Source organism: Candidatus Amarolinea aalborgensis, from assembly GCF_900491745.1.
Lineage (GTDB): Bacteria > Chloroflexota > Anaerolineae > SSC4 > Amarolineaceae > Amarolinea > Amarolinea aalborgensis.
In genome coordinates this window covers 220,540-243,656 of sequence record NZ_UETR01000007.1, presented here as the reverse complement: position 1 = coordinate 243,656, position 23,117 = coordinate 220,540, and the positions used below count along the sequence as shown (strand labels likewise).

At 62.9% G+C, this 23,117-nt stretch carries 19 protein-coding genes; 13 read left to right on the top strand and 6 right to left on the bottom strand.

What is annotated here, in order from left to right; translation table 11 throughout:
- Positions 1 to 24: 24 nt before the first annotated feature.
- Entirely contained in the window at positions 25 to 363 is a 339-nt protein-coding gene (locus tag ACPQ6D_RS12080) for a type II toxin-antitoxin system PemK/MazF family toxin (RefSeq protein WP_423224575.1), read from the bottom strand.
- On the bottom strand, positions 351 to 617 hold the full coding sequence (locus ACPQ6D_RS12075) for an AbrB/MazE/SpoVT family DNA-binding domain-containing protein (protein WP_423224574.1): 267 nt from the start codon (positions 615 to 617) through the stop codon (positions 351 to 353). Before ACPQ6D_RS12075 ends, ACPQ6D_RS12080 begins: the two co-directional genes overlap by 13 nt.
- Positions 618 to 1,237: 620 nt before the next feature.
- Between ACPQ6D_RS12075 and ACPQ6D_RS12070 the strand changes: the two genes are divergently transcribed.
- From ACPQ6D_RS12070 to hepT, 9 genes are all read left to right on the top strand, one after another.
- Positions 1,238 to 2,257 carry a thiamine pyrophosphate-dependent dehydrogenase E1 component subunit alpha gene (locus ACPQ6D_RS12070; protein WP_423224573.1) on the top strand — a complete coding sequence of 340 codons (1,020 nt, stop codon included), beginning with the start codon at positions 1,238 to 1,240 and terminating at the stop codon, positions 2,255 to 2,257.
- A gap of 22 nt (positions 2,258 to 2,279) precedes the next feature.
- Complete coding sequence (locus ACPQ6D_RS12065) at positions 2,280 to 3,293, top strand: alpha-ketoacid dehydrogenase subunit beta (protein WP_423224572.1); 1,014 nt, start codon at positions 2,280 to 2,282, stop codon at positions 3,291 to 3,293.
- 4 nt (positions 3,294 to 3,297) lie between these two features.
- The gene (locus tag ACPQ6D_RS12060) at positions 3,298 to 4,818 is read left to right on the top strand and encodes a dihydrolipoamide acetyltransferase family protein (protein ID WP_423224571.1); all 1,521 of its coding nucleotides are present in this window, start codon (positions 3,298 to 3,300) and stop codon (positions 4,816 to 4,818) included.
- Between the two features lie 265 nt (positions 4,819 to 5,083).
- Positions 5,084 to 6,400 carry an AAA family ATPase gene (locus ACPQ6D_RS12055; protein ID WP_423224570.1) on the top strand — a complete coding sequence of 439 codons (1,317 nt, stop codon included), beginning with the start codon at positions 5,084 to 5,086 and terminating at the stop codon, positions 6,398 to 6,400.
- Between the two features lies 1 nt (position 6,401).
- A complete protein-coding gene (locus ACPQ6D_RS12050; RefSeq protein WP_423224569.1) occupies positions 6,402 to 6,914 on the top strand; it encodes a PIN domain-containing protein in 513 nt (170 codons plus the stop codon).
- A gap of 48 nt (positions 6,915 to 6,962) precedes the next feature.
- Positions 6,963 to 10,328 (top strand): isoleucine--tRNA ligase, encoded by a 3,366-nt coding sequence (locus ACPQ6D_RS12045; RefSeq protein ID WP_423224568.1) that lies wholly within the window; start codon positions 6,963 to 6,965, stop codon positions 10,326 to 10,328.
- A gap of 24 nt (positions 10,329 to 10,352) precedes the next feature.
- Positions 10,353 to 11,429 (top strand): CehA/McbA family metallohydrolase, encoded by a 1,077-nt coding sequence (locus ACPQ6D_RS12040; RefSeq protein WP_423224567.1) that lies wholly within the window; start codon positions 10,353 to 10,355, stop codon positions 11,427 to 11,429.
- Positions 11,430 to 11,514: 85 nt separating this feature from the next.
- The gene (gene mntA, locus ACPQ6D_RS12035) at positions 11,515 to 11,928 is read left to right on the top strand and encodes a type VII toxin-antitoxin system MntA family adenylyltransferase antitoxin (protein WP_423224566.1); all 414 of its coding nucleotides are present in this window, start codon (positions 11,515 to 11,517) and stop codon (positions 11,926 to 11,928) included.
- Entirely contained in the window at positions 11,925 to 12,341 is a 417-nt protein-coding gene (gene hepT, locus ACPQ6D_RS12030) for a type VII toxin-antitoxin system HepT family RNase toxin (RefSeq protein WP_423224565.1), read from the top strand. Before mntA ends, hepT begins: the two co-directional genes overlap by 4 nt.
- 1 nt (position 12,342) lies before the next feature.
- Here hepT and ACPQ6D_RS12025 read toward each other — a convergent pair whose 3' ends face one another.
- Positions 12,343 to 13,443 (bottom strand): hypothetical protein, encoded by a 1,101-nt coding sequence (locus ACPQ6D_RS12025; protein ID WP_423224564.1) that lies wholly within the window; start codon positions 13,441 to 13,443, stop codon positions 12,343 to 12,345.
- A 122-nt stretch (positions 13,444 to 13,565) separates the two neighbouring features.
- On the opposite strand from ACPQ6D_RS12025, the gene ACPQ6D_RS12020 reads away from it, so the two are divergent.
- The 4 genes from ACPQ6D_RS12020 (at position 13,566) to ACPQ6D_RS12005 (ending at position 19,934) form a co-directional block, all read left to right on the top strand.
- Positions 13,566 to 14,147 carry a PDZ domain-containing protein gene (locus ACPQ6D_RS12020; protein ID WP_423224563.1) on the top strand — a complete coding sequence of 194 codons (582 nt, stop codon included), beginning with the start codon at positions 13,566 to 13,568 and terminating at the stop codon, positions 14,145 to 14,147.
- Between the two features lie 156 nt (positions 14,148 to 14,303).
- Positions 14,304 to 17,768, top strand: coding sequence for a DUF2079 domain-containing protein (locus ACPQ6D_RS12015; RefSeq protein ID WP_423224562.1), 3,465 nt, complete (start codon positions 14,304 to 14,306; stop codon positions 17,766 to 17,768).
- Between the two features lie 7 nt (positions 17,769 to 17,775).
- Positions 17,776 to 18,804, top strand: a complete 1,029-nt coding sequence (locus ACPQ6D_RS12010) for an NAD-dependent epimerase/dehydratase family protein (RefSeq protein WP_423224561.1) — start codon at positions 17,776 to 17,778, stop codon at positions 18,802 to 18,804.
- A gap of 11 nt (positions 18,805 to 18,815) precedes the next feature.
- Positions 18,816 to 19,934, top strand: a complete 1,119-nt coding sequence (locus ACPQ6D_RS12005; RefSeq protein ID WP_423224560.1) for a DegT/DnrJ/EryC1/StrS family aminotransferase — start codon at positions 18,816 to 18,818, stop codon at positions 19,932 to 19,934.
- On the opposite strand, the gene ACPQ6D_RS12000 is transcribed toward ACPQ6D_RS12005, so the two are convergent.
- The 3 genes from ACPQ6D_RS12000 to pyrF form a co-directional block, all read right to left on the bottom strand.
- Positions 19,931 to 20,647, bottom strand: a complete 717-nt coding sequence (locus ACPQ6D_RS12000) for a dihydroorotate dehydrogenase electron transfer subunit (protein ID WP_423224559.1) — start codon at positions 20,645 to 20,647, stop codon at positions 19,931 to 19,933. The two genes, ACPQ6D_RS12005 and ACPQ6D_RS12000, sit on opposite strands and share 4 nt — an antisense overlap.
- Before the next feature lie 4 nt (positions 20,648 to 20,651).
- The gene (locus tag ACPQ6D_RS11995) at positions 20,652 to 21,590 is read right to left on the bottom strand and encodes a dihydroorotate dehydrogenase (protein ID WP_423224558.1); all 939 of its coding nucleotides are present in this window, start codon (positions 21,588 to 21,590) and stop codon (positions 20,652 to 20,654) included.
- 86 nt (positions 21,591 to 21,676) lie between these two features.
- A complete protein-coding gene (pyrF, locus tag ACPQ6D_RS11990) occupies positions 21,677 to 23,116 on the bottom strand; it encodes an orotidine-5'-phosphate decarboxylase (protein ID WP_423224557.1) in 1,440 nt (479 codons plus the stop codon).
- Between the last annotated feature and the right edge of the window lies 1 nt (position 23,117).

The window sequence follows — 23,117 nt, the reverse complement described above, 5'->3', positions numbered from 1 at the left end:
ATGTTCGCTGTGGCCTTGAAAGGCCTACGGCGCAAACATCTCAGCCAGCGTGACGAGCACGGCTTCTTGCACCTCATCGGTAATGCGCCCCAGGCGTCGAACCAGCCGCCCCTTATCCACGGTGCGCAACTGATCGAGCACCACATGGCCTTCGAGGCCCTCAAACCGGCAGGGCACCCGGCTGGGGTAAGGGCGGCCCTTGGTGGTCATCGGTGCCACGATCACGGTGGCGATGTGATGGTTCATCTCGTCCGGCGACACCACCAGGCACGGCCGGGTCTTTTGGATCTCGCTGCCAACCGTTGGGTCAAGCAGGACGAGGTAGACATCGAACCGATTGACCGACCCGATTACCATTCCCACTCCTCCTCATCCCAGGTGGTTGCGGCAAGCTGAGTGCCATCCAGAAGCCGATCATCCCCCATAGCCGCCATGACGACGAATCGCTCCTCCCAGCCCGCGCGGGCGCGCCGCGCCGGGCGAATGGAGATCTGGCCGTCATGAACCTCAAGCTCCACCTGTTCGCTGATCCCGGCCTGTTCAAGTAACGGCTTGGGGATACGGATTCCCTGTGAGTTGCCAATACGCACGATCTTGGTCTGCACGGCGAGCGTCATACGCGTCCCTCCTATCTTCAAGTAGTCACATTATAATTACACGCTGATTTGATGTCAAGTAGGGGCGGCCCTGTGTGGCCGCCCGTTGGGTTTTTGACGTGACCGCCCGTTGAGTTTTTGACCACGCAGATCACAAAGAACGCAGAGAAGTTGCCGATTTCCGTCTGATCTGCCGTTTCTTTGTGTTCATCCACCCCCGCATGTGCTCCTTGCGGTTGAATGTGCGCTGCATTTGGAACGACTGCGCAGATGCGCACATGAGGGCGCCGCCGCGGACTGAAAGCGGGTGGTCTTTCGCCCACCCATTTGGGTGGGATGTATTTGCCATCGCGTCTGGCGTGAGTATAATAACGTTCACCTTGTGCCGTCTTTGTTCGTAGTTCGTGCAAGACTTCGGTCAAGATCTACGGGTCAAGCGGCAGGCGGGCGCGAAAACGCTTTCGAGGACACAGAAGTCTCAACGCAAGCTGTAGACTTCTGTGCTTTTTATTGCCCGACTCAGTTACGGTCAGGGCCAATAGGCCGTCACAATACGGAAGACCGTCCAGAATCAAGGCCATGGGGCGCGTCGTTTCCAAAGGCCTGATGAACAACAACCAAACAACGGGAAGGAAATGTCTATGTCCAATTCGCTGACCACGGATCTTTGGTCATCCGGCGCGGACACCAAGCTGGACGTCATCCAGTTGCCGACCGAGCAATTGAAGGCGATGTTCCGCACCCTGGTGCTCATTCGACGGACCGAGGAGTCTCTTCTCGACATGGCCGTCTCAGGCAAAATTGGCGGCGCCATGCATACGGCCATCGGCCATGAAGGCAGCGCCGTGGGAATGGCTGCGGCCCTGCGCCCTGATGACTACATCACCCACACCTACCGCGGCCATCATCACGCCCTGGCGCGTGGCATGAGCACGCAGTCGGCGATCGCCGAGGTGTTGGGCCGCGCGACGGGTTTTGCCAAAGGCAAAGGCGGCTCCATGCACTTCATGGAGCCTAGCCTGGGCTTGTACGGCGGCAACGGTATTGTCGGTGGACAGGTGCCGCACGCAGCCGGCCTGGCGTTGTCCAGCTATCTGCGCGGCGAAGATCGCGTGGCAATCACCTTCTTTGGCGAAGGCGCCATTTTCCAGGGCGTCATGCACGAGACGCTCAACATCGCCAGCAAGTGGAAGCTCCCTATAATCTTCTACTGCGAGAACAATCGCTACTCAGAAATGACGCCAACCTATCGAACCTCGGCGCCGCCTGAACTGTACCTGTTTGCGCGCGCCTATGGCATGGAAAGCGTCCAGATTGATGGCAACGACGTGGAAGTGGTCTACACCGCCATCTCGCAGGCCGCAGCGCGCGCGCGGGCTGGCGAGGGCCCGACTTTCATCGAGGGACTGACCTACCGATTGTCCGGCCATATGGCTGGCGACCTGGAAACCTACCGCACACCGGAAGAAATCGAGTATCAGCGTCAGCACGAGCCATTGGTCGTGCTGACCAACAAGCTGGCGGCGCGCGGCGTGAGCGAGGCCGAGCTGCAGCAGATACGCGACGACGTCGAGGCAGAGGTCAAGGCGGCCGTGGAGTTTGCAGAAAAAAGCCCGTGGCCCGATTTATCCGAGGCCTACACCGACGTGTTTGCCCTCTGAAGCGGCGCAAGGAGTCAATTAAATGGCGATGCGAACAACAACGTATATTCAGGCGATCAACGAGGCCTTACGCGAGGAAATGCAGCGTGACGTCAACGTGTTCCTGATGGGCGAAGACGTGGGGCGCTACGGCGGTCTCTTCCGCGTCACGCGTAACTTATTCGACGAATTCGGCCCCAAGCGCCTGCTCGATACGCCCATCAGCGAGCAGGCTTTCATCGGCATGGCCGTGGGCGCGGCGATGACCGGTTTGCGGCCGGTGTGCGAGTTGATGTACATGGACTTTTTCCTGGTCTGCGCGGATCAGATTCTGAACCAGGCGGCCAAGATGCACTACATGTACGGCGGCCTGGTGCAGGTGCCGATGGTCATCCGCGGGCAGCAAGGCGGCGGCAAACGCTACGGTTCACAGCACAGCCAGTCGGTGGAAAGCTCCCTGGCGCACTATCCTGGACTGAAGGTCGTGGCGCCATCCACCCCGTATGATGCCAAGGGTCTGCTCATCTCAGCGATTCGCGATAACAACCCGGTGGTCTTCTTGGAGCACAAACTGCTCTACTTCACCAAGGGCGAAGTTCCTGCGGCCGGCGAGGAGTACACGGTGCCGATCGGCAAGGCCGAGATCAAACGCCCCGGCCGCGACCTGACCGTAGTCACCTTCAGTTACTGCCTGCTGCAGGCGCTGGAAGCGGCGACCGAGCTGTCGAAAGAATACGGCATCGAAATCGAGGTTGTGGACCTGCGCAGCATCGTGCCGCTGGACATGGAAACCGTGCTCGATTCGGTTGGCAAAACCGGGCGCCTGCTGGCCGTGCACGAGTCGTATGCCATGAACGGCATCGGCGCCGAGGTGGTCGCGCGCGTGTACGAGGAGGCGCCGGAGCTTCTGAAGGCGCCGGCTCGCCGTTTGGGCGCGCCGCCGGTTTCGATTCCGGTTTCGATGACCCTGGAAGAAGAAATTCTGCCGCGCAAGCGCCAGATCAAAGCCAGCGTTCTGGAAATGTTGGGCATGACCGCTGCGGCGCGTAAGGAGTAAGGCAATGGCGACAGAACTGCGATTTCCTGACCAACTCTCAGGGGTTGATGGCATTATTGTCACACGCTGGCTGGTCAAGGTGGGCGACACCATCAAACCAGGCGACGTTCTGCTTGAAGTAGCCACCGACAAGGTAGATACCGAAGTGCCGGCCACGGTGGGCGGCACGATCCTCAAACTGAACTACAGCGACGGCGAGCTCCTGCCAGCCGACCCGGTGCTCGGCCTGGTGGGCGAAGCGGGCGAAAGCGCGGCCGCCGCGCCGGCGGCCCCGGCTGACGTAGAGGCCAGCCGCGAAGCCCCGTCAGCCACTCCCGTGGCGCGGCGGATGGCCGAAGAGCTGGGGGTGTCCCTGAGCAGCATCAAGGGATCGGGCCTGCGCGGGCAAGTGACCAAGGAAGATGTCGTGGCCCACCAGGCTGCCCAGAAGAGCGCGCCGGCGCCGACGGCTGCGCCAGCACCGGCGGCTGCACCCGCCCCGGCCCTCGATGCCGACCTGCGCGACGTGGCGTCGCTTGTGGTGCGCCGCCTGGCCACGGAGAACCATGTCAATCTGCGCGACGTGGCCGCGGGACGGCCGCTCAGCACCCTGACCAAGTACGACATCCTCAGCGCCGCTGCCAGCCGCGACGCAGGCAAACCGGTCGTTGTGGCCCCGCGCATCGCGCCAGCCAGCGCCGCGCCTGTCAGCGCGCCGTCCGCGCCCCCTGCGGCTGCGCCAGTCGCAGCGCCGCCGCCCGCGGCCGCAACCGCGCCGCGACCAGCCTCCCCAGCCGCGCCGGCGCCGGGCAAACTGTCAGCCGGCGAGGAATTCGTGGCGCACAACCGCATGCGCCAGATTGTGGCGCGCAACACGACGCAGGCCGCGTTCAGCATTCCGCACGTCACCACGATGTGGGACCTCAACATGGCCGCTGTGCTGGAGCATCGCAAGGCGCACAAGGCAGAGTTTGCGGCTGCGGGCGTGAACTTGACCGTGACGGCCTATCTGATCCAGGCCATTCTGGCCGGGCTGAAGGCCGTACCGGCCGCCAACTCAACCTGGACCGACGAGGGGTTGATCATCAAGCGCACCTATCACATCGGCATCGCCGTCGCGCTGCCTGCCGATCAACACGGCATCGGCGGCCTGATCGTCCCGGTGATCAAGAACGCCGGCGATCTGAACCTGCTCGGCGTGGCACGCGCGGTCAACGATGTGGCCGAGCGCGCGCGCAAGAATCAACTGCGGGCCGATGAACTGCAAGGCGGCACCTTCACCCTCACCAACTACGGTACGTCCGGCAGTCGTTTCCAGACGCCGGTCATCCTCAACGGGCAGGCCGGCATCCTGGGCGTTGGCGCGATTGAGAAGCGGCCAGTGGTCGTGAGCAAGGGCAGTCCGTTGGAGCCGAACGTGGGCGATTACCTGGCCTTCCTGCCGATGACCACCCTGGGCTTCAGCTACGACCATCGTATCTTGGACGGCGCGACGGCCGACGCCTTCTGCGCGGCGGTCAAGGATGCCCTGGAAAAGTGGCAGTAAGCGGTCACGAGTGACGGCTGGCCGTCACAAGTCGCCAACACAGGCCGGGGCTCAAGCGAGAACCCGGCCTGTTTTTTCTGGTAAACTTCGGGCAATGTGCTATACTTGAGCGGCCTGCAGCCAGATTCTGGGCAAGGGCAAGGTGGGATGTCGGATAGGAAGATAGAACAGCCATGCGCGAGTTTAGCTCAGTAGGGCTGGTCAATCCGCACGAGTGTATTGACGAACTCGTTTGCTCTGTCGAGCAGACAGGAGGAAAGCATCAGTGAGTAATTGGTTGTTTCTAGACAACTTCCGAGGTTTTCATAATGTACTGATTCCGCTTACGAAGGTTAATTTCCTCGTCGGAGAAAACAGCACAGGAAAGACATCAGTCTTGTCCTTGATTTCTTTGCTTGGATCACCCCAATTCTGGTTCAACCAAGATTTCAATAGCGACATCGTGAATCTGGGCCGCTACAGAGATATCGCCAGTGTACATTCTGGAACAAAAGGACGATTTAGGATAGGGTACATTGTGCCAAGCTCTCCCGGTGAGGAACACGAGCCCAAACACTACGAAGCAGTCTTAATGACATTTGAAGAGGTCGACAATAATCCCCTAATATGTCAATATGACTACATTGGACTGCAAGGAGAAGCTAGAATCGAATTTAGCGGTAAACAAATACGTTACCAGTTTCAACACATTGATAGAGACAGTTTGCCGCTAGAATTCGTCAGGGCAGTATTGCTGGGGTGGGCATCGGTCTCAGTAGAAGGCAAAAACTATGAGTTACTGGCAAAACAAGACACTTTCAGTCGCCGTTCAGCCCTGATGTTTGTTGATCGACTGATACAGCAAATACATGATGAGAGTATCAGTCAGGACGACAAGCATCAATTCAATGTGCGTATGCCTAAGTTTGCTTACAACATTGCATGGCTGGCACCGATAAGGAGCAAGCCCAAACGCACTTACGATGAATATAGGCTTGATTTCAACCCAGAGGGCGAACATACTCCCTATCTGATAAGAAGATTGCTCAAGAGCAAGGAATCTGCTGAATTTCGAAAATTCATGGAGAAATTTGGCCTTGAAAGTGGCTTGTTCGAGTCGCTGGAAATTAAGGGGTTTGGCAAAGAGGTTGCTTCTCCTTTCGAGCTCAGAGTAATTCTGAGTAACATGCATGTGGCCCTTGTAAATGTTGGATATGGCGTTTCACAAGCACTACCGGTTGTCGTTGAGATGTTTGCACGCCCACAAGGCACTATATTCGCAATTCAACAGCCGGAAGTACACTTACATCCAAAGGCACAGGCAGCCCTCGGCGACGTTATCTTTCAACTGGCCGTCTCCGAGCAAAAACAGTTCTATGTTGAAACCCATAGCGACTACACAATAGACAGATTTCGGTTAAACTACCGCACACTTACCGACGATTCTTATCCAGATTCGCAAGTCTTGTTTTTTGGAAGAAACTCCGACGGTAATTATGTCATTCCTATTTCGATAGGTAAGGATGGAGAGTATCCAGAAGATCAGCCCAGTGCTTTTCGGGAGTTTTTCATTCGTGAGCAAATGAGGATCCTGGGGCTATAGCATGTGCATTGTGATTGACACGAATTCCCTTGCTTCCGTGTTCGACCAGGAATCTCAACGTCACATTGAATTCAGACCTGTCTTAGACTGGATTGTCCATGGGCACGGAAAAATCGTTTACGGTGGAACGACATATAGGCGGGAACTAGCAAGAGCAACTAAGTACTTTAGGTTGCTAATCGAACTAAAGAAGGCATCAAAGATCGTTGAAGTGGATAGCACCAAAGTTGATGAGATTGAGCAACAGTTGACACGTACTTTGTCTCATCCGGATTTCGACGATCCTCATATTGTTGCGATTATTATTGCGTCTGGTTGTAGACTGATTTGCTCGGATGATGCAAGAGCCTATCGTTTCTTTAGACGTACAGAATTCTATCCTAAGCATGTGCAACGTCCACATATATATAGTCGAGAATTGAACAAGAATCTACTTCACGACAAGAATATTGCGGATTGTTGTAGACCGCTGTCGAAGCTACCGAAGGCAATTGGACGTAGCATCGGAGTCTGATCTTATCCATCTCTTGCACTGACAGAATGTTATATTTTGGGGGAAAGAATGGCGTTCAAGGACGTACCCAACCAGGTGGATTTCGTGGCCCTGGAGCAAGATATTCTGAAGTTTTGGCGCGAGACCGACGCCTTCAATGCACTGCGCCGGCTGCGCAGGCAGAGCGACAAACGCTGGAGCTTTCTCGATGGCCCGATTACGGCCAACAACCCGATGGGCGTCCATCATGCCTGGGGGCGCACGTACAAAGACCTCTTCCAGCGTTTCTACGCGATGCAGGGCTACAACCAACGCTGGCAAAACGGCTTCGACTGCCAGGGCCTGTGGGTTGAGGTGAATGTCGAAAAGGAACTGGGCTTCAAGAGCAAGCGCGACATTGAGTCCTTTGGCCTGGCCGAATTCGTCAAGCTGTGCAAGATGCGCGTGCTCGAATTTGCCGCGGTGCAGACCGATCAATCCATCCGCCTGGGCTACTGGATGGACTGGAACGATCCAGCCGAGCTGCAACGCCTGCGCAGCCTCCTCAGCGAAGACGCCGCACAGCCGGCAACGATTCAGGGCGCGAATGGCCCGGTGACCGACACCGTAGAGCAAGTCGTGGGGCGACTGGGCATGCCAGACGTGGGCGGATCCTACTTTACGTTCAGCAACGAAAACAACTACATGATCTGGAGCTTCCTCAAGAAGTGCCATGACCAGGGTTGGCTCTACAAGGGCACCGATGTCATGCCGTGGTGCTATCGCTGCGGCACCGGCATCAGCCAGCACGAGATTGTGACTGACGGCTACAAAGAACTGACGCATGAGTCGGTTTATCTCAAGTTCCCGTTGGTGGGGCGCGACAAAGAGGCACTCTTGGTGTGGACAACCACGCCCTGGACGCTGACCAGCAATATCGCCGCAGCCGTGGGCGCGTCGCTGACGTACGTCAAAGTGACGCAGGATGACGGCTGGACTTACTATCTGGCGAAGGGTACGATCAAGAGTACGCTCAAAGGCAAATTCGAGATCGTGGGTGAGTTGAAAGGCGCGGAGATGCTCGGCTGGGAATACAGCGGCCCGTTTGACGAGCTGCCCGCGGCCGCGGAGGCGCTCAGCGGCGCCTACCGGCACCGGGTCATCGCCTGGAAGGACGTGGGCGAAGAAGAGGGCACCGGCATCGTGCACATTGCGCCTGGCTGCGGCGCGGAGGACTTTGGGCTGAGCAAGGAGCACCAACTGCCGGTGGTCGCGCCGCTGGATGAAAACGGCGTCTACGTGGACGGCTTTGCCTGGCTGACGGGCCAACATGTGACCGAGGTGGCCGGGCCGATTTTCGACAGCCTGCGCGCCAAGGGCGTCCTCTACCGCACGCAGCGCTACAGCCACCGTTACCCCACCTGCTGGCGCTGCGGCGAGGAGCTGATCTTCCGCCTGGTGGACGAGTGGTTCATCAGCATGGGCGCGCTGTATGATAAGCCGCGCGCCGAGGTGACTGCGGCCGAGAAAGAGGCCAGCCTGCGCTATCAGATCATGGATGTCGTGGATGAGATCAACTGGCATCCTGAATTTGGCTATGACCGCGAGATGGACTGGCTGCGCAACATGCACGATTGGATGATCAGCAAGAAGCGCTACTGGGGCCTGGCGCTGCCCATCTGGGAGTGCGAGGCGTGCGGGCATTTCGACGTCATCGGCAGCGACCATGAACTGCAGGCGCGCGCGGTGGAGGGCTACGAAGTTTTTGAAGGCCATACGCCGCATCGCCCCTACATTGACGCCATCAAGATCCGCTGCACGCAGTGCGGCGAGCTGAGCACGCGCATCAAAGACGTGGGCAATCCGTGGCTCGACGCCGGCATCGTCGCGTTCAGCACCATGCACTACCGCGAAAACCCGGAGGAATGGGCGCGCTGGTTCCCTGCCGATTTCATCACCGAGAGCTTTCCCGGCCAGTTCCGCAACTGGTTCTACAGCCTCCTGGCGCAAAGCGCCGCGCTCGTGCGCCGGCCGCCCTTCAAGAACATCCTGGGCTTCGCTACGCTGCTCGCCGAAAATGGCCGTGAGATGCACAAATCATGGGGCAATTCCATTGAATTCAACGAGGCGGCCAACCTGATGGGCGCCGACGTGATGCGCTGGCTCTATCTCCATCATCGGCCGGAGCAGAATCTGCTCTTCGGTTACAAATTGGGCGACGAAACAAGGCGGCGCTTCCTCATTCCCCTGTGGAATGTCTACAGCTTCTTCGTCACCTATGCCAACCTGGACGACTGGCAGCCAGGTGAGACGCCGCTCGCTTCGCCGCATTCGGCCAGCGCGCAGATGGACGCCTGGATCACGGCGCGGCTGCATGAAACCGTGGCCGCCGTCACCGATGCACTGGCCGGTTTTGACTCGGCGCGGGCCACGATCGTGACCGAGGCGTTTCTGGATGACCTTTCCAACTGGTATGTGCGGCGCGCGCGCCGTCGTTTCTGGAAGAGTGAACGCGACGCTGACAAATTGGCCGCACTCGGCACGCTCTATCAGGTGCTGGTGACGCTGACCAGGCTGCTGGCGCCCTTCATCCCGTTCACGACCGAAGCCATGTACCAGAACCTGGTGCGCAACGTGGACCCGGCCGCGCCAGGCAGCGTGCATCATACCGAGTGGCCGCAAGCCGATGCCGCCCTGATGGATCGCCGCTTGCTCGACAAGATGGGCCTGGCGATCAATGTGGCCGCCCTGGGCCGCGCGGCGCGCAGCAGCGCGGATGTGAAGCTGCGTCAGCCCTTGGCCACGGCCCAGGTTCATGTCGGCTCGCCGCAGGCGCGCGCCGACCTGGCTGAGCTGCTGGATGTACTCAGCGAGGAGATAAACGTCAAGCAGATTGATTTGGTGGCCGAGGTGGGCGCGTTGGTAAACTATAAGCTGCTGCCCAACAACCGGGTGCTGGGGCCGCGGCTGGGCAAGCTCTTCCCGCTGGTGCGCAGCGCCCTGGCCAGCCTCGATCCGGCGGCTGTCGCGACGACCCTCCAGCGCGGCGAGGCCGTTACGGTTGACCTCGGCGGGACGCCGGTCAGCCTTAGCGGCGAAGATATCCTGGTGCAAACCGAATCGCGTGGCGGCCTCGCCATTGCCAGCGACAAGGGCGTGACTGTGGCGGTTGACATCCACCTGACGCCAGAACTGGTGGCCGAAGGCTACGCGCGTGACCTGGTGCGCGCGATCAACACCCTGCGCAAGGAGGCCGGCTTTGCCCTGGATGATCGTGTCCATGTGACGTACGTCGCGGAAGGGGACAGCGCGGCGGCGTTCGTCCTCTTCGCTGACTTCATTCAGCGCGAGACGTTGGCGCTCTCCCTGGCGCCAGGCAGCGCCTCAGAGGCGTCGGAGCGCCAGGTGGTCAAAATCGGCGATGAGCAGATTGCGATTGCGCTGCACAAGGCGTGAGCGCAGGAGGGAATTGTGAGCGACATGAGTGCAACCCGGCCCGGGGCGGAATGGCATGAGTTGGTGGGCAACCTGCACATGCACACCGTTCACTCGGACGGCGCCGGTACCCATCAGGACCTGGCGGCGGCGGCGCAGGCGAGGCGCCTCGATTTCATCATTGCCACGGATCATAATGTCCTGGTTTCGCAAGAAGAAGGCTGGCGCGACCGTGTCCTGCTGCTGGTAGGCGAAGAGGTCAATGACGCCAACTTGCAGCCCGAGGGTAATCACTGCCTGGTATTTGGCGTGCAAAGCGACGTGACGCCGCATGCATCGACGCCGCAGGGGTTGATCGAGGCCGCGCAGCGCCAGGGCGCGCTCACCTTCCTGGCCCACCCCATTGAACGCCCTTCGCCCCTCATGCCCGACACCTACGAATGGCGTAACTGGGAGGTCAGTGGTTTCACCGGCATCGAACTGTGGAATTTTATGTCGGAGTTTCGCTATTATGCGAAGAGCAAGCCGTCGGCCGTACCCCTGCTGTTTCTGCCGCACTTCTTCACCACCGGGCCGTGGCCGGAGATGCTGGCGAAATGGGACGAGCTGCTGACCACGCGGCCGCAGCCCATCGTCGCCATCGGCGGCTCCGATGCGCACGCGCATACGTATCACCTCGGGCCGCTGCAGCGGCTGTTTCTGTCGTACCAGGATTGCTTCGCCGCGGTCAACACGCACCTGCTGGTGACGGAGCCGCTCACCGGCGAGGCGGCGCATGACCGGGCGTTGATCTACGACGCGCTGCGCGCGGGTCACGCCTGGGTGGGTTATGACCTGCCCGGCGCGACGCGCGGTTTTCGCTTCACGGCCAACAATGGCCAGGAGTCCGCCATCATGGGCGACGCCCTGGCGGCCAACGGGCAGTTGGTGCGCTTTGAGATCAACACCCCCGGCCAGGCGCACATCAAGCTGCTGCGCAACGGTCAGGTGATTGCACAGACGCGCGGCGCCAGTCTGCGCTACGCGTCGCATCAGCCGGGCATCTACCGCGTGGAGGCCTGGCGCCGCGCCTGGGGCAAAGCCCGCGGCTGGGTTTTCAGTAATCCGATTTATGTGAAGTAAGAGTGCGCTTGTTGCGCCGCAGGTGGGCGGTCAGAAGCATGGAAATCGCCGGCAAGGATGTGATGACACGCGGGGAGATGCAGAAGTGAACAAATACGATAGGATTGTGCGCATCATTCTGCAATACTTCCCCACGACGCAGGCGATCTATCTTTTTGGGACGTATGGCACCGCCGACGAATGGCCCACGAGCGATGTGGATATTGCCGTGTTGCTGCCCTATCAAGAGGCTCATCAGCAGCCGTATTTGATGCTGACGCCTTGCCATTACGACCTGGAAGCCGCCCTGGACAAATCGGTTGATCTGGTCAATCTGCGGGAGGTGGAGACCGTTTTCCAACACGAGATCGTCACCTCAGGGCGTCGAATCTATGTGGCAGACGACAACGCGGTGGGCGAATTTGAGATGCTGACGCTTTCCTTTTACCAAAAACTGAACGAGGAGCGCGCCGCGATTCTTGAGGAGTTCCGCAAAACCGGAAAGGCCTACGCCGTATGAACGATGTCGTCACCAACAAGATCCAAAGCATTCAGCGCTGCGTCCAACGCGCGAGAGACGAATACGAAGCCGACCGCGCTGGCTTCGCCGCGAACTACTCTCACCAGGACGCCGCGCTGCTAAACGTTCTCAGAGGCTGTGAGACTGCGATTGACCTGGCAAACTTCGTCATCAGGATGTACAAGCTCGGAATTCCCTCGTCCAGCCGGGACAGTTTCCGATTACTATACACGCAGCGCATCATTGATGATCGCTTACTGGATCGTTTGATAAAAATGGTGGCGTTTCGCAACACGCTGGTTCACCAATACACCAAGATGGACATCCGCATTGTGCAGGCCGTGATCGTCTCTGGGTTAGATGATCTGCTTGAATTTGCCAAGATAGTCCAGCAGTACGTGGAAGGCGTGTAGATCAGAAGTAGCGCCGCGCGCGACGGCGTTTGAGCACGCCGCCGAGGCCGACCGATCCGAACAGGGCGGTGAAACCAACGGGCAGCAGCAAGGGACGATGCGCGCGGGCGAGGCCGCTCAACCCGGCAGGTGCGGCCGTGGGCGTCGCCGTAGCGCGTGGCAGGCGCGTGGCGGTGGGCGTCGCGCTAGGCGTAGACGTATCCGTGGGCGTTGCCGTGGGTGAAGGGGTATGCGTGGCGGTTGCCGTGACCGTTGCGGAGGGCGTTGCCGTGGGTGAAGGCGTATCTGTAGACGTGGGGGCGCTGGTTGGCCTTGCCAGGGGCCGAGCCGCGGACCGGGGCGCAGGGCGCGGCGTCGCCGTTGGCGGCTCGGCCGGCGCCACCGGTTGGCTCTCATCGCGCACCAGGCTGATGGCATCCACGAAGATCAGGTTGACGCCCGTGCTGTAATTGTGGTCTACCAAGAAGAAGAGCGTCATGGTGTCGCCTTTGGCAGCGGCGCGTACATCCAGGTTGGGATCGCCGGGTGTAGAATAGTTGCCGAAACGCCCTGGCCCATAGTGCATCGTGCCCCAGATCACTGTGGGCGCCGTCGGGTCGGTGCCGCCGGTGGGGTCAAGCCCCAGCTTGCGGCCAAAGGCGTTCGGCTCATTGGCCGCCGCCCACCCCACCGACGCCAGGTAGGTGGCGCCAGGCGTAAGATTGCGCACTTGTTGGAAGATACCGGCCTGGAACGTGCCGCCGTCGGACCAGATCTGCAAGGAGGGCGGACCGAAGTAGGTGTCCACCGCCTCCACGAACGCGGGCGAACCGCTAAGCACGAAGGGCGTCCAGCCATCAGGCACGGAGCCGTACGGCGACGAGTAGAAGTTGTTGAAATTGCAGTTGGCGTTGACGTCCGCGCCGGTGCAGCCGTGCGGATCCGCCTGGGCCGCGGGGGTCAACGCGCCGAGCAGGAGCAGGGCCAGGCTAAGCAGGGCGACGACCAGGCGGCGCTGTGGGCCAGAGACGGCCTGGATTAAGCGGCCGCCGTGCAAATTGAGAGAGCGAAACCAATCGCTGACATGTGTCATGGGCGTTGAGTATAGTGGACGGTGGGCCATTCGGCAAATCCGGCCATGTGCAGGCTGGCTGGCCTGCGGATAGACAAACAGCAGCCATGACGCCCACACGATGATTCCGGTTCCCGCCACAGCCGCGGGAGATGCTTCAAGAGGAGATTAACATGAACGAAAATAGTAGTTCGCGTAACAGGATCGTGCTGATCGCGGTCGTAGCCGTGATCGCACTCTGCCTGGTGGCCGCTGTGTCGGTCGCCATCGGCGGCGCGGCCGGCTACATGATTGCACAAAGGCAGCAAAGGGGCGCTGATTTGCGCTCGCCAGCGCTCGCCGCGCCGCAGCAGCCCAATCAGCAGATTCCGATGATGCCCGGCATGCCCAACATGCCCGGCATGCCCAACATGCCTGGAATGCCAGATGATCAGATGCCGATGAGCCCTGGCGTGATGGGCATGAACGGCGCGCTGATTCACGCTGTGACGGCTGGCGGCCCGGCCGCCACCGCCGGCATCCAGATGGGCGATCTGATCACCGCCGTGGATGGGAAGCCGCTCAGCCAGGACTTCACCTTGGGCGACGCCATTGCGGCCTACAAACCAGGCGACCAGGCCAAGCTCACCTTGCGCCGCGGCGCCGAAGACCAAACGGTCACCGTCACGCTGGGTCAGCATCCAGACGATGCGGCCAAACCATACCTGGGCGTCACGTTCGTCACCATGCCCATGCGCCAAACGCCAGGTCAGTAGTCGAAAACCATTCCCCGTTCAATTTGGTGACGGCGTCAGCGCGGTGTTATACTGGCCGTCATGAGTCAGCCGCCAACTTCAGCCACCGGAAACCAGGTTCCAGCCGCGGAACCTGGTTTCTTTCCGTCCCCGCCCCAACCAGGGCCGCGCAGACTGATGACGCGCCTGCGCCCCTGGCTGCAAGCGGGCGTCTTTGTGCTGGCTCTCGTGTTTCTAGGCGCGCTGATTGCCACCCAGTGGCGGCAGCTGCAGGCGTATCCGTGGCAGATCCAAATTGGCTGGCTGCTGCTGGCTCTCGCCTTGCTGTGGCTCACCTGGCTGCTGGAACTCAACCAGTGGCGCTTCATCCTGGGGCGACTCGGTGGATCGTTGCGCTACGGCGAGGCGGCTCGCATCTGGTTTCTGTCCAACATCATCCGCTATATTCCCGGCAACGTCTGGCAGTTCCTGGGCATGAGCGAAATGGCGGCCCAACACGGCATCCCGCGCGCCGTCACCTTCACCAGCATCGCCCTGCACCAGGCCATTTCCACCCTGGCCGGGCTGCTCCTGGCTGCCGTCTACTTTGGCCTGGCCGGCCATGGCGCCTGGTTCGACCGCCTACGCCTGGCGCTCTGGCTGGCGCCGCTCGGTTTGATCTTCCTCCATCCCCGCGTGCTGGAAGCGACCTTGAACCGCGTGCTGACCTGGCTCAAACGGCCGCCGCTGCGCATTACGCTGACCGTGTCCGACCTGGCGCGCCTGCTGCTCGCCTACGGCCTCGTCTGGCTTGGCTTTGGCCTCGGCTTCAGCGCGCTGGTGCGTGGACTGGCCCCAGTCGCGTGGACGCAGACGCCCTGGCTAATCGCCGGTTATGCGGCGGCCTATGTCCTCGGCTACCTGAGCTTGCTCACACCCAGCGGTCTGGGTGTGCGCGAAGGCGTCCTTATTCTTCTGCTGCAGGTCGTGTTCCGTGCGCCCCTGCCCGCCATCATCGCCATCGTCGCACGCTTGTGGATGGTCATCGGTGAGATCGGCGGCGCGTTGGCGGCCGCAGGCTGGCGATGGGCGCAGGCCAGGCGGTTATCGCCTGACATGAGCTCCCGTCCATCGGCGGCGCCGCTGGCGGCCGCACGCCGGCGCCTGGCGAGCGATCCTGCGCGCATAGCCGTGCTCCTGGCGTTCCTGTTCTATGTGGTCGGCTTCTCGGTCCTCTCCATCCGGCCGCATGAGGCGCTGGGCACCCACATGGCCGACCTGGGACAGATGGACCTGGCGATCTGGAACACGAGCCAGGGACGTTTCGTGCAGGAAATCAAAGACGATTATGTCAGCACGCGCCTGACCGACCATGTGGAACCGATCTTCCTGCCCATTTCGCTCGTGTTCTATGTGTGGAATGACGTGCGCGCCCTGTTGATTCTGCAAACGGTCGCGCTAGGCAGCGGCGCCCTGATCCTCTTTGCCCTCGCCCGCGCCCTCCTGCGGCCATCAACCGGCGGGCTGGCGGCCTGGCTGCCGTTCGTGCTCGCCCTGGCGTACCTGCTCTTTCCCGCGCTGCAGGCCGCCAACCTGGCGGAGTTTCACGCCATCCCCTTTGCCGCGACGCCCATTCTGCTGGCCTTCTGGTGCCAGCAGCGCCGGCACTGGTGGGGGTTCGTCGTGGCCTGCCTGCTGCTGCTAAGCGTCAAAGAAGAAGCTGCGCTGCTGGCCTTCATGCTGGGGCTGTTTGTCCTCAGCCAGGTCTGGCTGGCGCGGCGCACTCAAGACGATCAGGCGCCAAACGCGCTCGCTGCGCACTTCCGCCTGCCCCGCCTCTCCGCGGCGACGGCCGGCCTGCTGGTGATGCTCCTCAGCCTGGGCTGGTTCTACCTGGCGACCTTTGTCATCATTCCGCACTACGCGGCGCAGGTCTACGGCGTGCAGCAATCGGTCTACTTTGCACGCTACGGCGCGCTCGGCGATTCACCGCTCGCCATCGTCAAGAGTTTCTTCACGCAGCCAGCCCTGGTCTGGCGCATCGCCACCGAGGCCCCGCGCCTGGCTTACCTGGCCGGACTGCTGGCGCCGTTTGGCTTCCTCAGCCTGCTGGCGCCGGAGATTCTGCTGCTCAGCGCGCCCCTCCTGCTCGCCAACCTGTTCAGCGCGTACCCGGCTCAGTTCAGCGGCGAATTCCATTATTCGGCGCCGCTCATCCCCTACGTGGCGCTGGCTGCCGTGATTGGCGTGCGCCGCCTGCTGGCCGTCCGCGCCTGGACCGCGCGCGCAGCCCTGGTCTGGCTGTTGGTCTGGGCATTCGCTTGTCAACTCGCGGCGGGCTACACGCCGCTCGGCCGCGAGTTCCGCTGGCCGGAGGTGACGCCGCACGCGCGCCTGCTCAGCCGCTTTGCCGCGCAGGTTCCTGCGGCGGCGCCCGGCAGCGTGACGACGGCCCTCTATCCGCACTTCAGCCATCGCGAGAAGCTGTTCAAGTTTCCCATCATTGGCGAGGCGACCTGGGCGCTGGTAGACGTGACCGGGGCCACCGACCGCCACCCGGCCGAGATTCAAGCGGCCGTGCTGAACCTGGTGGAGAAGGGCTGGCAGGTGCTTGACGCCGCGGACGGCTATGTCCTTCTGCAAAGGACTGGTCGCGGTTCGGCCTGCGCGCGCGGCGCTGACGCCGCGGCTTTTGCGCAGTGCGCCCTGCCCGACGCGTTCTTTGATTTTGCCCGCGCCGCGCGCAGCGGCTTGCTGATCGCGCCGCCGGGACGCGCCGCGCCGCTCACCTTCGGCGACCGCCTGACCATGCAGGGCTACGACCTGGTGGACGACGGCAAGTGGGGGCTGACGCGCTGGCGCAGTGTCTGGCAGGCGCAGGCCCCGCTGCCGCTCGATCTGCACGTGTGGCCGTTTGCCGTCGCGCCAGACGGCAGCCTGGCCGATGACCCTGCCCAGCGTCCGGCCGTGGCGACGCTCTGGTATCCACCATCTCGTTGGCAGCCAGGCGAAGTGATCCTGGTCGAGACCCTGCCCTGGTACCTGCCTGACGCCTGGGCGCCGGCTGTCGGCGTTTTCCAGGGCGATGCATGGAGCGATGTGGCGCGGCGCTGGCGCGTGCAGGGCGCCGACACGTCGTTCGAACAGGAGACCTGGGCGCGCCTGGCGGCCGTGCGCCGCCGGGGACGCAGCCTGGCTCCCCTGGCTGACGACCAGCCGACAGCCGCGCAGACGCCCCCCATTGCTGCCTGGAAAACGGTCGCCGGCGCGGCCTGGGGCGATCTGCAGCGCATCGCCGGCCTGCCGTCCACATTCACCGCGCAGGGCGTCACCATCACCCTGCCGTTGACGCTGACCTGGCAGCTGGCCGCGCCAGACGCGGCGGATGTCAGCGCGTTCGTGCATCTGCGCGACGCGACCGGCCACAACGCGGCGCAGGCCGACGGCCAACCGGTGTGGTTCGGCCCGCGGCCTTTCAGCGCCTGGGCGCCCGGACAGCCGGGCGCAGACCGCCGCAACCTGGAGCTGCCCGCGGCCCTGGCGCCGGGTCAGTACAGACTCGTGCTCGGCATCTACAACCCTGTAACCGGCGAACGCCTGCCGCTTGCCAGCGGCGGCGACGAGGCGGCGGTGGGAACAATGACCGTCCGCCGCTCGAAGTGAGGTTAGCATGACAGATCACGGCCAGTTGGCCCACTCCGCTCCCCTTGATTTCACGCAGGCCTACGCTGGCGCGCGCGTCCTCGTCACCGGCGGTCTGGGCTTCATCGGTTCCAACCTGGCCCTGCGCCTGGTGGACCTGGGCGCTGCGGTCACGTTGGTGGATTCGCTTATTCCAGCCTACGGCGGCAATTGGTTCAATATCGAACCGGTGCGCCAACGCGTGCATGTCAACCTGGCCGATGTGCGCGATGCCCACGCTATGAACGCGCTCGTACCGGGGCATGATTTTCTCTTCAACCTGGCCGGTCAGGTCAGCCATCTCGACTCGATGAGCGACCCGTTCACCGACTTAGAGATCAACACGCGCAGCCAGTTGAGTATTTTGGAAGCCTGCCGCCTGCACAACCCGGCGATCAAGATCGTCTACGCGGGCACGCGCCAGCAGTACGGCAAGCCCGATTATCTGCCGCTGGACGAACGACATTTGCAGCACCCCACGGATGTCAATGGGGTCAACAAACTGGCGGGCGAGTGGTATCACATCATCTATCACCAGGTCTACGGCCTGGCTGCCAGCTCGTTGCGCCTGACCAACACCTACGGCCCGCGCCAGCTGCTGCGCCACAATCGGCAAGGTTTCGTCGCCTGGTTTGTGCGCCTGGCGTTGGAAGGGCGCGAGATTCAAGTCTACGGCGACGGCCGTCAGCGCCGCGATCTGACCTATGTGGATGATGTGGTGAATGCTTTTCTGCTCGCCGGCGCCAACCCGGCGGCCGCGGGGCAGGTTTTCAACCTGGGCGGCCTGGAGCCGGTGGCCTTGGGCGACCTGGCGCAGATGCTGGTCGAGATCACCGGACGCGGCCAGGTGCGCCTGGCGCCGTGGCCGGCGGAGCGGCAGAAAATTGACATTGGCGATGTCTTTTCCAGTTACAGCAAGATCGAGGCGGCGTTAGGCTGGCGGCCGACGGTTCCGCTGCGTGAGGGACTGCGCCGGATGGTGGACTACTACGAACAGCACGGAAGCCATTACTGGTAGAGGTGACAAGCATGGGAATTCCGTTCAACGACCTGAAGGCGCAGCACGCGGCCCTGGCGGCTGATGTGGAGGCCGCGGCCCTACGAGTGCTGCGTTCGGGCTGGTACATTCTGGGGCCAGAGGTAGCCGCGTTCGAGGCCGAGTTCGCGGCCTGGCTGGGACTGCCCGGCCCAAGCCTCGCGGTCGGCGTCAACTCCGGCACGGATGCCCTGCACCTGGCGCTGCTCGCCTGCGGCTGCGGGCCAGGCGATGAGGTCATCACCGTGGCGCACACGGCCGTCGCCACCGTGGCGGCTATCGTGGCCTGCGGCGCACGCCCGGTGCTTGTAGACATCAAAGCCGACACGTATACGCTGGACCCAGCCCGGCTGGCCGCGGCGCTGACGCCAGCCACCAAAGCCATCATTCCCGTGCACCTTTACGGTCAAGCGGCCGATCTGGCGCCTATTCTGGCCTTTGCGCGGCAGCACAACCTGCAGGTGATCGAAGACTGCGCCCAAGCGGCCGGCGCCCGCTATCAAAACCGTCCGGTCGGGACGTGGGGCGACCTGGCCTGTTTCAGCTTCTATCCCACGAAGAACCTGGGCGCGGCCGGGGACGGCGGCATGGTAGTCAGCGCGCAGGAGTCGCTGGCCGGCCGTGTGCGCAGCGTGCGCGAGTACGGCTGGCGCGCCGGCGCGCGCTACATCAGCCAGGAGCATGGGCTGAACAGCCGCCTGGACGAACTGCAGGCCGCGCTGCTGCGCGTGAAATTGCCGCACGTGCAGGCCTGGAACGAACGGCGCCAGGCGCTGGCGGCCCGCTATGATCGCCTGCTGGTGGGCAGCGGCATCCTCACGCCCCACCGGCGGCCGGGCGCCAGCCATGTCTATCATCTCTACGTGATCCGTCATCCCCGCCGCGATGAGTTGCAGGAGGCGCTCAAAGCGTCGGGCGTCGGCGCGCTGATTCACTACCCGGCGCCCGTTCATTTGCAGCCGGCCTACCGGCGCCTGGCGGCCCCAGGCGCGCTGCCCGTGACCGAGCAGGTCGCGCAGGAAATCCTCTCGCTGCCCCTCTACCCGGAGATGACCGATGCGCAGGTGGATGAAGCAGCCGCGGCGGTGCGCCGCGCAGCCGCCAGTCTTTAAGCGGCGACGCGCACCGGCCCCTCGCTGCACACGAGCCAGCCCTCTTTCTCGCACGTGCCGCAGATGCCGATGCCGCAGCGCATCTTGTTTTCCCAGCTGAGCTGACTGGGCAGGTGGCGCTGAGCCGCCAGGCGCTCGAGAGCCGCCAGCATAGGACCTGGCCCGCAGCCGTAGAGTTGATCTATCGGCGTCGCCGTGGCAGCCAGCAGATGCTCAACCCCGGCGGTGACAAGGCCGGCCAGACCGGCCGAGCCATCGTCCGTGGTCGTGACGACCGGGACACCCAACGCGGCAAAACGATCCAGGAACAGCAAATCAACGGCCGTGCGCGCCCCGATGACCACGCTCACCTGCGCACCGGCGGTCAGCGCTGCGCGGGCCACGTAGTGCATGGGCGCCACGCCGTAACCGCCGCCGGCCAGGAGCAGGTGACGGCCGCGCACCGTGAAGCCGTTGCCCAGCGGCCCGCGCACCCACAGCCGCTCGCCCACGCGCAGGTTGTGCAGGGCGGTGGTGAAGTCGCCCACGCGCGCGACCGTAAAGCGCAGCGGGCTGCCATCGAGCAGACTCAGCGGACGTTCGTTCACACTGGGCAGCCAGACCATGGCGAATTGGCCCGGTCGCGCAGTCGGCAGGGCCAGGTCAAGCGTGAAGGTCTTGACGCGATAGTTTTCCTCAACGATCTCGGTGATGCGAGCGGCGTGGTGAATCATGCGCCTAGGTCCTGTGCGCCAGGCCGACCAGGTCAGCCACGCGGCCAAAGCCCTCGGCAGCCATGAACTGCACCAACTCGTCGCGCACCTGACCCAAGGCCGCCACACCGCGGCTGTGTACGGCTGATCCCACGCCGACCAGCGTCGCGCCGGCCATCAGCAGCTCGGCCGCATCCTCGCCGCTGCTGACGCCGCCAATGCCCAGGATCGGAATCTTGACCGCCTGGTAGCACTGGTAGATGCAGCGCACCGCCACCGGCTTGATGGCCGGGCCGCTCAGGCCGCCCTCGCGGTTCGCCAGGATGGGCCGACGCGCGCGGATGTCAATCGCCATGCCCGCGACGGTGTTGATCGCCGCAATGGCGTCGGCGCCGGCGTCCTCCACGGCGTGCGCAATCTCCGCGATATCCGCCACGTTGGGCGAGAGCTTGACGATAATGGGAATGGCGGTCGCGCGTTTGACCGCCCGTGTGACGGCGGCCGCGGCCGGGCAGCTGGCGGCAAATGGTCGCGCCAGTTCGTCGTGCACGTTGGGGCACGAAATGTTGACCTCCAGCAGGTCAGGCTGCGCCTCGTTGATGCGCTCGGCTAACACCGCATAATCCTCCACAGCCGTGCCGAAGATGGAAGCCACCAGTTTGACGCCCTGGCCGGCCTCCTGCAGGCGCTGCCGCGTCGCCTGCAGAATCACAATTTCCTCTTCCAGGCCCGGATTGGCCAGGCCCACGGCGTTGATGAAGCCAGCGCCCCAGTCAAGCACAGTGGGATTGGGGTGACCGGCCCGCGGGGCCAGGCTGCACGATTTGGCTGTCACCGCGCCTGCGCCGCCCGCGGCCACACGCGCCATCAAGGCCGCGCTGGTGCCCAGGATGCCAGAAGCCAGCACCATTGGATTGGGCAGTCTCACCCCGCAAAAATCGGTGGTCAGGTCAGGAGCATCCATGCGTCAAACTCACTCTTGTCGCTTCGGCGGGGTCTGCAGGCATAGACGGCGATCACACAACGCCTGTAAGCTGCAAAGGGGCCGGTTCATTCGGGCGCCTGGTGCGCGAGATAGGCCTGCACCTCGGCCACGGTCGCAGCGTCCAGCAGACCTGCATGGTGCAGGTTGTCCAGCACCTGGCCCAGGGTGAACACGGCGTGCAGCTTCAGGCCTGCGGCCGCCAGGTTGGCGCGGCCGCCTTGCTCACGATCAATCAACACCACCACATCTTCCACCACCAGGCCGGCCGCGCGCAGCAGTTCAACCGTCTTCAGGGTGCTGCCGCCGCTGGTCACCAAGTCCTCCACCACGACGACCCGCTCACCCGGCTGCCACGCGCCCTCGATGGCTTTGCCCAGACCATAAGCCTTGACCTCTTTGCGCGGGTAGAGCAGCGGCTTGCCCACATGCAAGCTCAGCGCCGCGCCGATCGGCAGCGCCGCGTACGGCACGCCCGCCAGGCGATCATAGGGCACGCCGGCCAGCGCCGCGGCGTAGGCAGCCGCGGCCTGCCGCAGGAGCGAGGGGTCGCTGACCAGCAGACGCAGATCAATGTAGAGCGGCGAAGGCAGGCCGCTGGCCAGGGTGAACTGCCCAAAACGGATGGCGCCAAGCTGATAGAGCTTGGTCAGGAGGGATTGACGGGCAACTTCCGCAGCAGGAGCAGCGGGATGGGCCGCGACCGTGGGCATGGCCGTGCGAGCCGCGTTGATGGCCGCACGCAGCGCATCGGCCGCCTGGCGCGGGTCAGACGCGCCGGCCACCGCGCGACTGACGGCGATGATGGCTCCCAGTTCATCGGGGCGGATGGCGGCCTGCACGGCCGCGGCCAGGTCGCCGCCCTGCGCGCCGACGCCGGGCGCCAGGAACCACGCGTGCGGCGCGACCTGCCGCACGGCCGTCAACGCCTCCGGAAACGTAGCGCCCACGACCAGCCCGATATTCTCGTGTTTTGACCAGGTCAGCGCCTGCTGCGCCACCTGCAGATAGAGCGGCGCGCCGCTTCCGGTCGGCAGTTCCTGGATGGCGGCCGCGCCCGGATTGGAGGTGTGGCAGAGGATGAACAGCCCGCGGTCTGCGTACTCAGCAAACGGCGCCACGCTGTCGGCGCCCAGATAGGGACTGAGCGTGACCGCATCCACCGCCAATAGGTCGAAGATGGTGTGCGCGTAGGCGCTGGCCGTGGAGCCGATGTCGCCGCGCTTGGCATCCAAAATGACCGGAATCTCCGGCGGGATCAGGCGCAGCGTCGCCTTGAGGGTCGCCAGGCCATCATCCAACGCCTCATAGAAGGCGATGTTGGGTTTGTAGGCGCACACCAGGTCAGCCGTGGCCTTGATGATGGCTTGATTCCAGGCCAGGATCGGGTTCGCCGCCTGGCGAAACGCGGCCGGCGTCGCTTCGGGCGTGGGGTCAAGGCCGACGCAGAGCAGAGAATCGTTCTTGCGGGCCGCGGCCGTGAGTTTGCTAAAGAAATTAATTGCCATG

Bases quoted from the DNA above. Each gene is read 5' to 3' on its own strand.
- ACPQ6D_RS12075 (WP_423224574.1), bottom strand. From the start codon at position 617: ATGACGCTCGCCGTGCAGACCAAGATCGTGCGTATTGGCAACTCACAG.
- ACPQ6D_RS12070 (WP_423224573.1), top strand. From the start codon at position 1,238: ATGTCCAATTCGCTGACCACGGATCTTTGGTCATCCGGCGCGGACACC.
- ACPQ6D_RS12065 (WP_423224572.1), top strand. From the start codon at position 2,280: ATGGCGATGCGAACAACAACGTATATTCAGGCGATCAACGAGGCCTTA.
- ACPQ6D_RS12060 (WP_423224571.1), top strand. From the start codon at position 3,298: ATGGCGACAGAACTGCGATTTCCTGACCAACTCTCAGGGGTTGATGGC.
- ACPQ6D_RS12050 (WP_423224569.1), top strand. From the start codon at position 6,402: ATGTGCATTGTGATTGACACGAATTCCCTTGCTTCCGTGTTCGACCAG.
- ACPQ6D_RS12045 (WP_423224568.1), top strand. From the start codon at position 6,963: ATGGCGTTCAAGGACGTACCCAACCAGGTGGATTTCGTGGCCCTGGAG.
- ACPQ6D_RS12040 (WP_423224567.1), top strand. From the start codon at position 10,353: ATGAGTGCAACCCGGCCCGGGGCGGAATGGCATGAGTTGGTGGGCAAC.
- hepT (WP_423224565.1), top strand. From the start codon at position 11,925: ATGAACGATGTCGTCACCAACAAGATCCAAAGCATTCAGCGCTGCGTC.
- ACPQ6D_RS12025 (WP_423224564.1), bottom strand. From the start codon at position 13,443: ATGGCCCACCGTCCACTATACTCAACGCCCATGACACATGTCAGCGAT.
- ACPQ6D_RS12020 (WP_423224563.1), top strand. From the start codon at position 13,566: ATGAACGAAAATAGTAGTTCGCGTAACAGGATCGTGCTGATCGCGGTC.
- ACPQ6D_RS12015 (WP_423224562.1), top strand. From the start codon at position 14,304: ATGACGCGCCTGCGCCCCTGGCTGCAAGCGGGCGTCTTTGTGCTGGCT.
- ACPQ6D_RS12010 (WP_423224561.1), top strand. From the start codon at position 17,776: ATGACAGATCACGGCCAGTTGGCCCACTCCGCTCCCCTTGATTTCACG.
- ACPQ6D_RS12005 (WP_423224560.1), top strand. From the start codon at position 18,816: ATGGGAATTCCGTTCAACGACCTGAAGGCGCAGCACGCGGCCCTGGCG.
- ACPQ6D_RS12000 (WP_423224559.1), bottom strand. From the start codon at position 20,647: ATGATTCACCACGCCGCTCGCATCACCGAGATCGTTGAGGAAAACTAT.
- ACPQ6D_RS11995 (WP_423224558.1), bottom strand. From the start codon at position 21,590: ATGGATGCTCCTGACCTGACCACCGATTTTTGCGGGGTGAGACTGCCC.
- pyrF (WP_423224557.1), bottom strand. From the start codon at position 23,116: ATGGCAATTAATTTCTTTAGCAAACTCACGGCCGCGGCCCGCAAGAAC.